At 63.5% G+C, this 14,174-nt stretch carries 14 protein-coding genes; 5 read left to right on the plus strand and 9 right to left on the minus strand.

The features are described from left to right. Positions 1–138 precede the first annotated feature (138 nt). Positions 139–408, minus strand: a complete 270-nt coding sequence (locus GJR99_RS05365) for a DUF7123 family protein (RefSeq protein WP_151110013.1) — start codon at positions 406–408, stop codon at positions 139–141. A 224-nt stretch (positions 409–632) separates the two neighbouring features. Here GJR99_RS05365 and aglD point away from each other — a divergent pair, with 224 nt between their 5' ends. Next, complete coding sequence (aglD, locus tag GJR99_RS05370; RefSeq protein ID WP_151110015.1) at positions 633–2,501, plus strand: flippase domain-containing glycosyltransferase AglD; 1,869 nt, start codon at positions 633–635, stop codon at positions 2,499–2,501. A 107-nt stretch (positions 2,502–2,608) separates the two neighbouring features. On the opposite strand, the gene yjjX is transcribed toward aglD, so the two are convergent. Further along, positions 2,609–3,127 carry an inosine/xanthosine triphosphatase gene (gene yjjX, locus GJR99_RS05375; protein ID WP_151110017.1) on the minus strand — a complete coding sequence of 173 codons (519 nt, stop codon included), beginning with the start codon at positions 3,125–3,127 and terminating at the stop codon, positions 2,609–2,611. A gap of 21 nt (positions 3,128–3,148) precedes the next feature. Further along, positions 3,149–3,934, minus strand: coding sequence for a helical backbone metal receptor (locus GJR99_RS05380; protein ID WP_151110019.1), 786 nt, complete (start codon positions 3,932–3,934; stop codon positions 3,149–3,151). 240 nt (positions 3,935–4,174) lie between these two features. On the opposite strand from GJR99_RS05380, the gene GJR99_RS05385 reads away from it, so the two are divergent. The 4 genes from GJR99_RS05385 to GJR99_RS05400 all read left to right on the plus strand — a co-directional run bounded on the left by GJR99_RS05385 (position 4,175) and on the right by GJR99_RS05400 (position 7,645). Continuing rightward, positions 4,175–5,179 carry a transcription initiation factor IIB gene (locus GJR99_RS05385; RefSeq protein ID WP_151110021.1) on the plus strand — a complete coding sequence of 335 codons (1,005 nt, stop codon included), beginning with the start codon at positions 4,175–4,177 and terminating at the stop codon, positions 5,177–5,179. A 159-nt stretch (positions 5,180–5,338) separates the two neighbouring features. Further along, a complete protein-coding gene (locus tag GJR99_RS05390) occupies positions 5,339–6,451 on the plus strand; it encodes a DNA-methyltransferase (protein WP_151110023.1) in 1,113 nt (370 codons plus the stop codon). 75 nt (positions 6,452–6,526) lie between these two features. After that, positions 6,527–7,222, plus strand: coding sequence for a type I 3-dehydroquinate dehydratase (locus tag GJR99_RS05395; RefSeq protein ID WP_151110025.1), 696 nt, complete (start codon positions 6,527–6,529; stop codon positions 7,220–7,222). Between the two features lie 27 nt (positions 7,223–7,249). Continuing rightward, a complete protein-coding gene (locus GJR99_RS05400) occupies positions 7,250–7,645 on the plus strand; it encodes a DUF7575 domain-containing protein (RefSeq protein ID WP_151110027.1) in 396 nt (131 codons plus the stop codon). 51 nt (positions 7,646–7,696) lie between these two features. Here GJR99_RS05400 and GJR99_RS05405 read toward each other — a convergent pair whose 3' ends face one another. From GJR99_RS05405 to trpC, 6 genes are all read right to left on the minus strand, one after another. After that, entirely contained in the window at positions 7,697–8,875 is a 1,179-nt protein-coding gene (locus GJR99_RS05405) for a 3-dehydroquinate synthase II (RefSeq protein WP_151110029.1), read from the minus strand. A gap of 1,016 nt (positions 8,876–9,891) precedes the next feature. Further along, complete coding sequence (locus GJR99_RS05410; protein ID WP_151113864.1) at positions 9,892–10,311, minus strand: methylated-DNA--[protein]-cysteine S-methyltransferase; 420 nt, start codon at positions 10,309–10,311, stop codon at positions 9,892–9,894. Positions 10,312–10,413: 102 nt separating this feature from the next. Beyond that, a complete protein-coding gene (locus tag GJR99_RS05415; protein ID WP_151110031.1) occupies positions 10,414–11,214 on the minus strand; it encodes a 2-amino-3,7-dideoxy-D-threo-hept-6-ulosonate synthase in 801 nt (266 codons plus the stop codon). A gap of 24 nt (positions 11,215–11,238) precedes the next feature. Continuing rightward, entirely contained in the window at positions 11,239–12,117 is an 879-nt protein-coding gene (gene trpA, locus GJR99_RS05420) for a tryptophan synthase subunit alpha (RefSeq protein ID WP_151110033.1), read from the minus strand. Beyond that, positions 12,117–13,379, minus strand: a complete 1,263-nt coding sequence (gene trpB / locus GJR99_RS05425) for a tryptophan synthase subunit beta (RefSeq protein ID WP_151110035.1) — start codon at positions 13,377–13,379, stop codon at positions 12,117–12,119. The genes trpA and trpB overlap by 1 nt, the downstream gene beginning before the upstream one ends. Continuing rightward, on the minus strand, positions 13,376–14,137 hold the full coding sequence (gene trpC / locus GJR99_RS05430; protein ID WP_151110037.1) for an indole-3-glycerol phosphate synthase: 762 nt from the start codon (positions 14,135–14,137) through the stop codon (positions 13,376–13,378). Before trpC ends, trpB begins: the two co-directional genes overlap by 4 nt. Positions 14,138–14,174: the final 37 nt, after the last annotated feature.

The following is a 14,174-nucleotide window of genomic DNA, read 5'->3' on the forward strand; positions in this document are numbered from 1 at the left end:
CGAAATCTGCACGAATAGCGCCGCCGCTCAGGACGGAGTACTGCGAAGGAAAGAGAATGCCAGGGTGATGGTGGAACGCGTGAGGGGAGACACCAGCGTTCCGGGGGCGTGTGGTGGGAGGGGGTCCTCCGTGAGTTCTCAGACCGTGACTTTCCACGTCGTCCCCGACGAGTAGCCCCACTTCTCGACGGTCACGTCGAAGTCGCCGTCGAGAATCGGGCGCATGTTCGCGCCGACTTCCTTGGACGTGAGGTCGAGGTCTTCGGCGATGAGACGCGATTTGAAGTACATCTGTGACTCCGCGTTCTGCCGGAGATACTGGAGGATACGACGTTGTTTCTCGGAGAGAGAACTCGTGGTGTCGAGGACGTCGCCCTCGACTGCGGTTGCGGTGGCAGTGGTGCTCATATCTACATACAGTAGTGAGATGCCTATCAGGGGTTTGGTACACACGGTTAACACGCCTTCGTCTTGCGATTTTGTCTCCGGAGGACCCGTACAAGGCGGCCACCCCGCCCATCGCAGGTACGGTCACCTAACAGGCACGGACTGGAGACACACATCTGTGGGAGACACTCCGCCTACGACGCAAGACAGAAAATTCATACGCAGAAAGCGGCCATACACCGACAATGGGTCGCCCGACAGACCGACGTTCGGAACCAGTCGCCCACTCCGGCGTCGAAGTGAGCGTCGTCCTCCCTGCGTACAACGAAGAGCGGACGATAGAGAACACGGTCCGCGTCACGGTGGAGACGCTCGAAGGATTCCTCCCCACCGACGCGTTCGAGGTCATCGTCGCGGAAGACGGCTGCGACGACCGGACCCCCGAAATCGCCACACAGATGGCCGACGAAGACGACCGAATTCGACACTACCACAGTGACGAACGACTCGGCCGGGGTGGGGCACTCGAACGTGCGTTCGCCGCCGCAGACGGCGAGACGCTCGTCTACTTCGATACCGACCTCGCGACCGACATGCGACATCTCGAAGAGTTAGTCGAGCGCGTTCGTTCGGGCGAGTACGACGTCGCAACCGGGTCGCGCTGGATGCCGGACCACGTCGCGAAACGGCCGGTGAAACGTGGGTTCCCGAGCCAGGTGTACAACGGCCTCGTCCGCACGTTCCTCCGGTCTGACCTCCGCGACCACCAGTGTGGGTTCAAAGCCTTCAGCAGGACGGCCTTCGAGGCGCTCCGCGACGACGTCGAAGACAACCACTGGTTCTGGGACACGGAGATGCTCGTTCGCGCGCAACGCGCAGGGTTCCGCGTCTCCGAGTTTGCCGTCGATTGGGAACCGAAAGGCGACACGAAAGTCGACCTCGTCCGCGACATCCTCGGGATGGGGAGCCAGATTCTCCGGACGTGGTGGCAACTCTCGGTCCGGCCACGAATCACCCAGCGGGTGACCATCGCCGCCGGCCTCTTGCTCACCGTCGCCGCCGTCGCGTTGATGACGCTGTACATCGACCCCTCCGAGGTGTTGTCGGTCCTCGGTGAGGCAAATCCCGCACTCGTCGCGGCCGCCGCAGGTATCTACATCCTCTCGTGGCCGCTTCGCGGCATGCGCTACCGCGACATCCTCCGCGAACTCGGCTACCGTGAGTCTGCGAGTTTCCTCACTGGCGCTATCTTCATCAGTCAGACGGGGAACCTCGTATTTCCCGCCCGCGCGGGCGACGCTGTCCGCGCGTACGTGGTGAAAGCGAGGCGTGGGATTCCGTATCCGTCGGGCTTTGCGTCACTCGCCGTCGAGCGCGTCTTCGACCTGCTGACGATTGCCGGCCTCGCGGGCGTCGTCCTCGTCGGCCTCGCAGCGACGGGCGGCCTCGCTGACATCGCAACCGTCCTCGCGACGGGTGTCAGCGGCGGGTCAGTCCAAGTGTCCGCCAACGACGTTCGGACCGTCGCGTACGTCGCGACCGGCGTCGGAATCGTCGCCATCGCCGGCGTCGTCGGTATCGCCCTGTCGGCACGCGCCGACCGCAACTTCGTCCGCGCGTTCGTCGGCCGGTTCTCGTCGGACTCCTACGTCGAGTACGTCGCGGACGTCATCGAGCAGTTCGTCTCCGACCTGCAGGCCGTCGCCGGCAACCGCACCGCCTTCGGCCTCGTCGGCGTGTCGAGTCTCGCAATCTGGACTGTCGACGTGGTGACCGCTATCGCCGTCCTCTACGCACTGGGCGTCGATATCGACCCCGTCGTCCTCGTCGGCGTCGCCTTCTTCGCCGTGAGCGTCGGCAACCTCGCGAAGGTCTTGCCGCTGTCGCCAGGCGGTGTCGGTCTCTACGAAATCGCGTTCACCGTGTTCATGGCCGCACTGGCACCCGTCGCGCCGGCAACCGCGCTCGCGGCCGCAGTCCTCGACCACGCCGTGAAGAACGCAGTCACGCTCGTCGGCGGCATCGTGTCGATGCTCTCGCTCAACGTCTCGCTGACGACCGCAGTCGAAGAGAGTGCAGACGTCCGCGAACGAGAGCTTGCGGAGTCGGAGTAATCGGGAGCAGTCGACGCCGCCGAGTTTTCAGAAACAGTCGACGCCTCCGCGTTTTCAGGAACAGTCGACGCCTCCGCGTTTTTAGGAACAGTCGAACCTCCGAGTCGTCAGTAGAGTTCGCTTCGGAACGGTGCGAGTGCGGCGGTGACCGCCGACTCGAGCGCATGGGTTCGAGTGATTCGACCGCCGGTGAACGCGCCTGCCGCACCCTCGTTTTTCGCGATGTCGTCGGTTCCGAGCACGTCGTCCATCACCGGTCCGAGTTCTTCGCCGGCGCGGATGCGGTCGGCGATGCGGTCCGGGAGGAGGAACGTCGGGCCAGCACCGCGCCCGACGCGCTCGCCGTCGGTCACTGCCGACCACATGACGAGATAGAGGTCGTCGCCCGTGCCGTCGCCCGACGGATAGGCGGCGACGCCGCCTTCGATGCCGACGCCGAGGTCGTACGCACCGGAGTCGAGCGCGCGACGCGCGCGATTGACCGCGCCTTCTATCGTCTCGTCGTTTCCGTACGGTTGCTCTGAGACGCCCGACTCGACGGCGACTGCCGAGACGGACGCGTCAGTGGTCGCCTGTTCGACCGCACGGCGCTTTACCGGGTTGCCGCTTCCGACCGCGATGTCCATGTGGTCAGAGGGTCGGTGCGGTCATATCCTTCCATCGGATTCGTGTTCGGGGGGTGACCACCGGTCGGGAAGGTCGAGATTCGGATAGAAGAGCCGTGCGAGCGTGTCGATTCCGCCCATCAGCGCGGGGCTCGGCTGGTTGAGAAGCGAGTCGTCGACGACGTGAACGTCGGCATCGACGTTCCAGTCGCGCGCGTCGAACTCGGCCGAGTCGCCGCGTTCTCCCTTCCCGCAGGGGTGGAGGACGACGTGGTCGGGGGCGGCCGCTTCGACAGCGTCTTGGGTGATTTCGCGGGAGCGCTCGCCGGCGTCGAGAAACGGATACGACCCGCCAGCGGCCCGAACGACGTCGGGGACCCAATTCCCTGCGGCCATCGGCGGGTCGGCCCACTCCTCGCAGTAGACGGTCGGTCGAGGTTCGTCTTCGACCGCGGCGGCGACTCGGTCGAGCTGTCGCCGACAGTCTGCGACGAGGGCTTCACCGGCCGCCGCGTCGCCGGCCGCCCCACAGATTGTCGGGAACGTTTCGAACACCTCGTCGAGCGTCGTGGGAGCGACGTGTACCACGTCGAATCCGCGGTTTCGGGCCTCGTCGGCGATGTCCTGCTGGAGGTCGTCACAGGTACAGAGGACGTCGGGGTCGAGCGCGTCGATGCGCTCGAAGTCGGGGTTCAACCACCCACCGACGGTTGGGCGGTCCAGTGTCGCGTGAACGGTCGTTCCGACGACGTGCGGGGCGAGTCCGGCCGCGTCCAAGATGGCCGTCGCACTCGGGGCGAGCGAGACGACACGTGGTGACCCGGTCATCAGTGTCTGTCTCTTGGTGTGCCGGAGAAAAGATGCAACGGCTTCGACGTCCGACGAAATCGCGGCGAACTCGGCAGAGACTGATTGTGCCGTGTGGTCCTCTAACACATGCAAAATTGGGCAAATCCGCGGGCGATACCAAACCATTTATGCAGTCGTCTGCGGTCGTTCGTGTTACGGACAGCATCCGGGTTCTAGACGTCTCTACCCACCGTACCCGGAGCACCCGCCGTCGTATCCATGAGCGAACGAATCTGGACCCGAAACCCTGGCGCACAGAAACGAGAACAAACGAAAGACGGCCGACAGCAGGCCGAATCCGAAGAAGAGAACACGAAGGGAGACACGCTGAAGTGCCCCGAATGTAACGGTCACGTCGTCACCGACGACGAACACGGAGAGACCGTCTGTAACGAATGTGGCCTCGTCGTCACCGCCGACTCCGTCGACCGTGGCCCCGAGTGGCGCGCGTTCGACGCCCGCGAGAAAGACGAGAAGTCCCGTGTCGGTGCACCGACGACCAACACGATGCACGACAAGGGGCTTTCGACCAACATCGACTGGCGTGACCGTGACGCCTACGGGAACTCCCTGGGTGCGCGACAGCGCCAGAAGATGCAGCGTCTCCGCAAGTGGAACGAGCGCTTCCGCACCCGCGACTCCAAAGAGCGCAACCTGAAGCAGGCACTCGGTGAAATCGACCGGATGGCCTCCGCACTCGGCCTCCCCGAGAACGTCCGCGAGACGGCCTCGGTCATCTACCGCCGCGCACTCGACGACGACCTGCTCCCCGGCCGCTCCATCGAGGGTGTCGCCACGTCGTGTACCTACGCCGCCGCCCGCATGGCCGGCGTTCCACGCTCGCTCGACGAGATTGCAGAAGTCTCCCGCGTCGAGAAGAGCGAAGTCGCCCGCACCTACCGCTACATCGCCCGTGAACTCTCGCTGGAAGTCAAACCCGCAGACCCCGAACAGTACGTTCCGCGGTTCGCCAGCGAACTCGGCCTCTCCGACGAGTCGAAGATGCGTGCTCGCAAACTCCTGAAGAACGCCAAGGAGAAGGGCGTCCACTCCGGCAAGTCGCCGGTCGGCCTCGCCGCCGCCGCCGTCTACGCCGCCGCACTCCTCACCAACGAGAAGACGACGCAGGCCGCAGTCAGCGACGTCGCCGACATCTCCGAAGTCACCATCCGCAACCGCTACCACGAACTCCTCGAAGCAGAGGAGAACCTCGGTCTCGTCTGAATCGTCGACACTCCCGACGGCGCGGGTGTTCGACCGACAGTTGCTTGTTCTGTTATTTGCGCTTCGAGCAGCAGCACTGCACGATGGAGTACACTGAGGCCGGGCGACGACATCTCGCCGGGGAGAAACATTTTGTCGCAGGGTGAACACCTATCTACGATGCGTACGGAACACGCCCTCCGCGTGGGCGACGCCGCTGACAGTGGACTCGCCGACGGGAGCGTGGACCTCGTCGTGACCTCACCGCCGTATCCCATGATAGAGATGTGGGACGGTCTGTTTGCTGCGCGCGACGACGCCGTGGCCGACGCGCTCGACGCAGGCGACGGCGACGCCGCCTTCGAGGCGATGCACGAGCAACTCGACGCCGTCTGGGACGAAGTCGAGCGTGTCCTTACACCGGGCGGTATCGCGTGCATAAACGTCGGTGACGCGACGCGCAGTCTCGGCGGGTCGTTTCGGCAGTATCCGAACCACGCACGAATTCTCACTGCACTCGCCGAACGAGGGTTAGTTCCGCTTCCAGACGCCGTCTGGCGAAAGCCGACGAACAGTCTGACGAAGTTCATGGGGTCGGGGACGCTCCCACCGAACGCGTACGTCACGCTCGAACACGAGTACGTCCTCATCGTCCGAAAGGGGACCCCTCGGTCGTTCCCTCCGGGAGACGAACGACGGTACGAGAGCGCCTTCTTCTGGGAGGAACGAAACCGCTGGTTCTCCGACCTCTGGGACTTCACGGGGACGGCCCAGAAACTCGATTCGGGCACGAGAGAGCGCTCTGCGGCGTTCCCAGTCGAACTCCCACTCCGACTGATTCGGATGTACTCCGTCTACGGAGACACCGTGTTCGACCCCTTCACTGGAACGGGGACGACGACGCTCGCAGCGATGCTCGCAGCACGAGATTCGGTGGGGTACGACCTCGACGCTGGCCTCGTGAGCGCGTTCGAAGACCGGATAGACGATGCCGAAGAACGCTCCCGAACAGAGGTCGAGCGCCGACTCGACGACCACCGGTCGTTCGTGGCCGACCGAGACGACCGACCCGGCTACGAGGCCGAACATTACGACTTCCCCGTCGTCACGAAACAGGAACGGAACATCCGGTTGTACGCCGTCTCGTCGGTGACGAAGACACAGTCCGGTGAAGACCGCCTATTCACGGTGGAACACGAACCCATCGACGAGACGACTGAGACTGCCCCGACACGGTCTGCGGCGGAGTCACCCCCCGAAGGCGCGTCCGAAGACGTCCAGACCACAGACTAGTCGGGCAGTCAGTGTACCGACCGAATCGATTGCGGACACGAACACCGATTTACCACCGGCCGACACACGGAGGGTATGGACCTGACGTTCGACTCGTTCGTCCTCGCGGCGAGCACTGCAGACGTAGCCGACGAACCCGCCGCTCGGGACGTTGCGGACGCCGTCGAGTTCAGGATGGACCTCGCCGCCGACCCACTCGACGCGCTCGACGAATACGAAGGGTCACTCCCGATTCTGGCGACGAACCGTGCGTCGTGGGAAGGTGGCGAGGCGGACGCCCCGGAGCCTGACCGTCTCGACGACATCGTCGCGGCCGCGGAGTTCGACGCCGTCGCAGCGGTGGATATCGAACTCGCCAGTCTTCGTGACGAACTCGGGAGCGACGCTGCGACCAGCGCACGCGCCGCGGGCGCGACAGTGGTCGCCTCCGTCCACGACTTCGAGCGGACGCCCGCACGGTCGGAACTGACCGGACTCCTCCACGAAGCAGCGACACTCGGTGACGTCGGCAAACTCGCGGTTACCGCCCAGTCGAACGCCGACGCGCTTCGACTTCTCGACGCGACTCGGACGGCGACCGAGTGGGGAGACTCGGTTGCGACGATGGCGATGGGCGAAGCAGGGAGGCACACCCGCGCCGTCGCACCGGTGTACGGGTCGAAGATTGGCTACGCGCCCGTCGACCCTGCGAACGCGACTGCACCGGGTCAGTACGACGCTCAGACACTCCGCTCGCTCGTCTCCAGCCTGTCCGGCAAACCTGATGTTTAAATGTACGGGGGTTGGCGTTACGGAACAGTGCCCGATGCTCGTCGCCGCGCCGTGATCGCCGCCCTCGTTGGAGTCTTAGGCGCGTCTCTCGGAATCGCTGGTGCTGGCCACGTCTATCTGCGAGAGTGGCGACGCGCAATCGCGTGGTTTACGTTCGTTATCGGTGCAGGACTCGTCTTGGTCTCGACGTTTGCCGACCCGGCGACTGCGTCGGTAGAGACACTCCCGACCGAAGTGACAGTCCCCGTCATCGCCCTCTTGTTCTTGAGCGCACTCGATGCCTACCGCGTCGGGATTCGGGTTCGTGGACAGACCGCAGATGGCAAACCGGCCTGCCCAATCTGTGGCGGTGAACTCGACACCCAACTCGACTTCTGTCCGTGGTGTGCGACGGAACTCGAGTGGCACTACGTCGAGGAGTGACGGTTCTGCCGTCTCAAAAGAGGCCGTTTCAGCCGTCTCGACCCGAGAGCGTTACTTTTCGATGATGCTCTCTTCGACGGCCTCACCGAAGTGGCGGGCCGTGTCTTCGTAGTAGATGAGCATCTCGTCGCCCGGTTCGAGGTCGGTGACAGCGGTTCGTCCCGCTCGCGTGTGAACTTTGATGGTCTCGGCGTTCTGCAGGAGAGTCGTCACCCGGTCACCCTCGTACTCGGCCGAGATTCGGAACATCGGCCGCTTTTCTATCTTCACGCGCCCGACGATTGCCTCACGGGTGTGGCCGTTTTGGTCGACGATCTGTACTTCGTCGCCGCTTTCGAGCTCTGAGAGATACGTCGTTCCACCTTCGGGCGTCCGCGCGTAGGCGTGGACCGCACCAGCGTTGACACGGAACGGTCGCGAGGCGACGTACGGAGACTCCGCCGTCTCTGCGTGGACGAAAAAGAGTCCACGAGACATCGACCCGACGAGCATCCCTTCGTCGTGGTCCATAATCGACCCAGTATCGACGCAGACCCGGTCGGCCATCCCCGTGCGCTCGACTTCTTTGACCTCCGCCCAGACGAGGTCCAACTTCTCGCGTTCTGCCTCGTCCCGAACCTCGGTGGTCTTTCGTATCTCGTCGGGGTTGTCGCTGTCGAGGAGGACACCGTCAGCACCGATTTCGAGCGTCTCGAAGGCGGCTTGTGCCTCTTCGGCGCTCGTCACACCGGCGATGAGGTCAGTCTCGTCACCGATGCGGGCGATGAGATTCTCGAGCGGGATGATAGTCCAGTCCTCGCCGACGACGATGGTGTGGTCGCCGTCGTGGGCGGCGGCTTCGGCGAACGCTTCGTAGTCTTTGCTCAGGATGCGGATGTACGACCCGTTTGCCCGGTCGTCCTCGCGGCGGAGCGTCGTCAAGTCGGCAGAACCGGAGAAGTCAGACGGCAGGTCGACGGTGCCGTCACCTTCGCCCTCTTTCCCGACGATGTACGCGTCCGCGAGTGACTCGGGTTCGTCGTCGTCACTTTCTGCTTCCATCACGTGGACGTCGGCGTCGGTCCGGAACGCGGCGACCTTCACGTCACCGAGTTCGCGCACCTTCTCGACGTCGCCCTCGTCGACGAGGACCCAGTCGACGCCTGCTTCGAGGCCCGCCGTGATGCGTCGCTTCCGCGTCTCCCAGTCGCCGACCGTGTCGTCGGCTTTGAGCCAGACGCTTCGTGTCATTATCGACCACACAAGGTCGGTAGGCTTGAACGTGGCGGATGAATCAACCGACAGCGGTGTGCTGTCGGTGTTCTCGCTCTTTCTCCGGACAGACAATTTTGTATCGCACTATATGGTTTATCAGACCCGTTTCAGACAGTTGTGAGCCACTCGCCCAGCCTATCGCAGACGGTTCGGAGTAGGCGAGTTACCTTCGAAGCGGCAACACTGCGAGTATGCTGAAGACCCGAACGGCGTCCGCCACAGTTGGAGCCCTCTCGGTTTGCGCTCGGCAGAACAACCGACCAATTAGCTCCCGTCTCGGACTCACCATCTATCACTCCGACCGATGAACGATACAGCAACACTCGGTTTAGCTGTGAGATTCAGTTGGGTTCGCACAGGACGCCATTGCCCCCCCGAAAATAGCAGACCATCCTCAGCACGCGACCCCAGGGGTCGAGGTCGTGAAGAGAGGTGTCTACAGAACGCCGCGTTGGACCGATTCTCGCAGAGCGTCACGGTGCTTCTGAGTTCCATCGGTTTCGACGAGGAACCCGGCGCTCGCGTCTGTCGATATCAAGAACGCCAGTACACAGAGTGGCTGTGCTGTCGTCCCGGTGAGTCCGAATGGTTGGAGAGCCCCGACCACACAGACCGATTTTTGTACCGCTACTGGTTCAAACTGGCCCATATCACTGCTCAAGCAGTCGCTGCACTCCCTGTTCAGTTGCTGGGCTCACGATCGGTCGTTCCCGAAATTAAGCTCCACGTCGGCGACCTAACTTTGGGTACACAGCAGTTTCGTGGGACCGTGTGCCCCGAACTCGGCAGTCTCACCAGGTGATGTGCGTTCAAAATCTGGTATAGACGGCTATCGTAGCCGTGACTCCAGTCGAACAGCCGACTCATAAATTGAATGTCGCTATATAAAATCCAGATATCATCGCAAAGCCTCGGCTGCGTACGGTCCGACCGCTACGCGAATCGAATGTCCGAGAAATCCCTCGAAAACGGCAGTCTCGGAGTCGAGGTCGTCAGCGATAGGCGTCGAGCGCCGACTGCTCCGTGTCGCCATCGCGTTCGTGAGCGAGAAGTGCTCGTTTCAAATCCACACCACCGGCAGCGGAGAACCCACCGAGTGAGTCCGCCCCGACGACCCGATGACACGGGACCACGAGTGGCACTGGGTTTCGACCACAGGCTTGGCCGACAGGGACGGGGTGGCTATCGACCGCGTCGGCAATCTCGCCGTAGGTTCGCGTCTCGCCGTACGGGATATCCAGCATCGCCCGCATCACGTCGCCAGTGAACGAATCGGGGAGCCGAACGGGCAGGTCGAACAGCTGTCGCTCACCACGTTCGTACTCGGCCAGTTGGGAGACGAGTTCGTCCGGTGACGCCTCGACCAGTTCGTCGTCGAGTTCCACGTCGTATCCCAGCATCGTGACGTGCATCGACCGGACTACGCGGTGGACCATCATCTATCTGTGGCGTTCGCTCTGCGCGCGAGACGAGACGAAGAAAACAGAGAGAGACTGAGAGTGTCGTCGACGACGTTAGGCTTCGATACCGAGGCCGGCCCGTTCGAGCGCCGTCTCGACGTCGGCGTCGTCGTGGATGACGGCACTCACCGCACGCGTGATGGCCTCAGGGTCGTCGTGCTGGAAGATAGACCGGCCCATCGAGACACCGGCCGCACCGGCGTCCATCGTCCCGCGAACCATCTCGACCGTCTCCCGGTCGGTACCGCGACTGCCGCCGGCGATGACGACGGGGAGGCGCGTGGCCTCGACGACGCGACTGAAGGATTCCGCGTCGCCGCTGTAGGCCGTCTTGACGATGTCTGCACCGACTTCTTCTGCGAGGCGAACCGCGTGTGCGAGACTATCGGGGTCTTGTTCGTCGATACCGGGGCCGCGAGCGTAGGCCATCGCGAGAACGGGGACGCCGAAGTCGGCGGCGCGAGAACAGAGATTCGCGAGTTGCGTCATCTGGTCTGGTTCGTACTCAGACCCGACGTTGATGTGGAACGAGACGGCGTCGGCACCGACGCGGAGGGCGTCTTCGACGGTACCGGTGAGGCGTTTGTCTGCTTCGTCCGGCCCGATGACCGTCGAGCCATTGACGTGGACGATGTATCCTTTGCCGTTTTTGTTCGGATGGACGCGCGGTGCTGTCCCTTTGTGTGTGAGGACGGCGTCTGCGCCGCCGCGTGTAATCGCGTCGACCGTCGCTTCGATGTCCACGAGACCTTTGACCGGGCCGAGCGTGATACCGTGGTCCATCGGGACGATGAGGTATCGTCCGTTCGTCGAAATGCGTTCGAGTCGTGCCGAAATTCCTACGTCAGTGTTCATGTATGTGAAAGGGTGGCAGAGGAGTTATGTGCGTTCCGGATGCGGTGGGCGTTGCGAGGCGCCGACCATCGCACCGTCCTTGAGTTCGCGGGCGAGTGTTTCGAGGCGGTCTGCGACGGCTTGGGGGTCGTCTCCCCGTTCGTGACCGGTAGCCACGTCGTCAGATTGCGTCTGACGGGCTGCCGAGGTTCCCTCGGCAACGATGTCGACGAGGGCACTTCCGACGATGATACCGTCTGCACCGCTTCGGACGATACGTTCGGCGTGTTCACCACTACTGATTCCGAACCCGACGGCCTTGGGGACGTCGTAGTCGGCGATTCGGGCGAGCGAAGAGTCGGTCTGGTCCGACACGTCCGTCTGCGCCCCCGTCGTGCCGAGTCGGGCTTGGACGTAGACGTATCCCGAAACCTGTTCCATGATGCGCTCGAGTCGCTCGCCTCGCGTCGTCGGGGCGACGATGAACACCAGGTCGAGACCGAACTCGTCGCAGGCCTCGCGGAGGGGTTCGGACTCCTCTGCGGGCAGGTCGGGAACCACGAATCCCTCGATGCCGACCGAGGCCGCTTTCTCGACGAACGGGCGCGGGCCGGGTTCGTCGCCGTAGCGGTAGATGAGGTTGTAGTAGGTCATACAGACCAGCGGCACCGACACGTCGAGGTCCTCGACGAACTCGAAGAAGCGCGTCGGTGTCATTCCCCCCTGAAGCGACCGAACGACGGCGTTCTGAATCGTCGGCCCCTCTGCGATAGGTTCCGAGAAGGGCAAGCCGAGTTCGATGATGTCCGCGCCGCCGCGTTCGAGCGCCTCGACGTATTCGAGCGAGGACTCGTAATCCGGGTCGCCAGCGGCGAGATACGGGATGAACGCTGGGCCGTCGGCGAAGGCGTCTTCGAGCGACATCACAGTCCCCCCGTGAACTCGTCCATGTTCGGCGCGATGTCGATGTCGCGCTCGTAGGTCTCTTCGATGGCCGATTCGAGGTCTTTGTCGCCGCGTCCGGAGACGTTGACGACGACGAACTCACCGAGAGCGTCTGTCTCGTCCGTCGCGTCTGGGCCCGCGACCGCTTCGAGATAGCCGAACGCGTGGGCCGTCTCCAGCGCAGGAATGATGCCTTCCAGTTGTGAGAGACGGTGGAACGCGGTCAGCGCGTCGTCGTCGCCGACGTTGACCGCAGTCACACGGTCGATATCGACGAGATGTGCGAGTTCTGGGCCGACGCCGGCGTAGTCGAGACCCGACGAGATGGAGTGTGACTCCATAATCTGGCCGTCGTGGTCCTGGAGAATGGTCGTTCGCGCGCCGTGGAGGATGCCCTCACTCCCCGTCGTGAGCGACGCGGAGTTAGGCGCGACACCTGCGTCTTCGTCTACTTCGAGCGTCGACCCGCCCGCTTCGACGGCGTAGAGTCCGACTTCGTCGTCCGAGACGAACTCGGCGAACGCACCCATCGTGTTCGAGCCGCCGCCGGCACACGCGAGAACCGAGTCGGGGAGTCGGCCCAGTTTCTCCTGTGCTTGCGTGCGCGCTTCCTCAGAGATGACCGATTGGAAGTCGCGAACCATGCTCGGGAACGGATGGGGGCCGACGACAGACCCGATGACGTAGTGGGTGTCTTCGACGTTGGTCGCCCAGTCGCGCATCGTCTCCGAGATCGCTTCCTTGAGCGTCCCGCGGCCGACGGTGACGGGGTTGACCTCCGACCCGTTGAGTTTCATCCGGAAGACGTTGGGTCGCTGGCGGTTGATGTCGCGTTCGCCCATGTAGATTTCACAGGGCATATCGAGGTGTGCGCAGGCCATCGCCGTCGCCGTCCCGTGCTGGCCGGCACCCGTCTCCGCGATGATACGCTCTTTGCCCATGTACTTCGCGAGCAAGACCTGCCCGAGGGCGTTGTTGAGTTTGTGTGCGCCGCCGTGGACGAGGTCCTCACGCTTGAGATACACCTCGCGGCCGTAGCGCTCCGAGAGGCGGTCCGCACGCTGCAGTGGCGTGGGCCGGCCGCCGAAGTCCCGCAGTCGCGTGCGGAACTCGTCCATAAAGCCGTCTTCGTTGTTCAGCACGTATCGCTCGTACGCGTCTTCGAGTTCCTCGATGGCCGGCATCAGGGCCTCGGGAACGTACTGTCCGCCGAACTCTCCGAATTTTCCGTCTACACTCATGTGGATGTCGTCAGTGACTCTGTGTTCTGTCGTACGTCGCCGTCCATGATGGCCGTCCCGACGAGGAGGGCGTCTGCACCCGCGTTGCGCATTCGTCGGACGTCGTCGGGTGTTTTCACCCCGCTCTCTGCGACGAGCAGCACGTCGTCGGGCACCTCGGGTGCGAGTTCCTCGAACGTCGCGAGGTCGACTTCGAGTTTGCCGAGGTCGCGGTTGTTGATTCCGACGACGTCGGCACCCGCCGCGAGGGCCGCGACGAGTTCGTCGCGCGTATGTACCTCGACGAGTGGCTGGAATCCTCGTTTGCGTGCCGCCTCGACGAGGTCCGGGAGGTCGTCCCCGACGAACCGTGCGATGAGAAGCACGAGGTCGGATTCGACGACGTCGAGTTGCTCTTCTCGCAGTACGAAGTCCTTCCGGAGGACCGGCACGTCTACCGCCTCGCGGATACGCTGAAGCGACTCGGTCGACCCACCGAAGTGGTCGGGTTCGGTGAGGACCGAGAGCGCCGTCGCGCCGCCAGCGACCATCTCACGGGCCAGTTCGACCGGGTCGTCGTCGCGGACGCCGTCGGTCGTCGGACTCGTCGGCTTGACTTCGGTGATGACCGGGACCCGCCCGTCGGCCGCTGTTTCGGCCACGGCGTCTGGAAACGACCGCGCGTCGACCGACACGCGCGTGTCTCCGCCCGGTCGCTCCCGCGCAGCGTCCAGAATGGCACGCACCTCGGGAGCTAATTCGTCTCCACTAGCGTTCATTGATGTACACTAACGAACGCTTCTGTACATAAGACTT

Origin of the sequence: Haloferax marinum, assembly GCF_009674625.1 — an archaeon.
Classification (GTDB): Archaea; Halobacteriota; Halobacteria; order Halobacteriales; family Haloferacaceae; genus Haloferax; species Haloferax marinum.

Excerpts from the sequence above, each read along its gene's own strand:
- trpB (WP_151110035.1), bottom strand. The coding sequence starts at position 13,379 with ATGAGTGTAGACGGAAAATTCGGAGAGTTCGGCGGACAGTACGTTCCC.
- GJR99_RS05390 (WP_151110023.1), top strand. The coding sequence starts at position 5,339 with ATGCGTACGGAACACGCCCTCCGCGTGGGCGACGCCGCTGACAGTGGA.
- GJR99_RS05395 (WP_151110025.1), top strand. The coding sequence starts at position 6,527 with ATGGACCTGACGTTCGACTCGTTCGTCCTCGCGGCGAGCACTGCAGAC.
- trpC (WP_151110037.1), bottom strand. The coding sequence starts at position 14,137 with ATGAACGCTAGTGGAGACGAATTAGCTCCCGAGGTGCGTGCCATTCTG.
- yjjX (WP_151110017.1), bottom strand. The coding sequence starts at position 3,127 with ATGGACATCGCGGTCGGAAGCGGCAACCCGGTAAAGCGCCGTGCGGTC.
- GJR99_RS05415 (WP_151110031.1), bottom strand. The coding sequence starts at position 11,214 with ATGAACACTGACGTAGGAATTTCGGCACGACTCGAACGCATTTCGACG.
- GJR99_RS05365 (WP_151110013.1), bottom strand. The coding sequence starts at position 408 with ATGAGCACCACTGCCACCGCAACCGCAGTCGAGGGCGACGTCCTCGAC.
- GJR99_RS05405 (WP_151110029.1), bottom strand. The coding sequence starts at position 8,875 with ATGACACGAAGCGTCTGGCTCAAAGCCGACGACACGGTCGGCGACTGG.
- GJR99_RS05380 (WP_151110019.1), bottom strand. The coding sequence starts at position 3,934 with ATGACCGGGTCACCACGTGTCGTCTCGCTCGCCCCGAGTGCGACGGCC.
- aglD (WP_151110015.1), top strand. The coding sequence starts at position 633 with ATGGGTCGCCCGACAGACCGACGTTCGGAACCAGTCGCCCACTCCGGC.
- GJR99_RS05385 (WP_151110021.1), top strand. The coding sequence starts at position 4,175 with ATGAGCGAACGAATCTGGACCCGAAACCCTGGCGCACAGAAACGAGAA.
- trpA (WP_151110033.1), bottom strand. The coding sequence starts at position 12,117 with ATGTCGCTCGAAGACGCCTTCGCCGACGGCCCAGCGTTCATCCCGTAT.
- GJR99_RS05410 (WP_151113864.1), bottom strand. The coding sequence starts at position 10,311 with ATGCACGTCACGATGCTGGGATACGACGTGGAACTCGACGACGAACTG.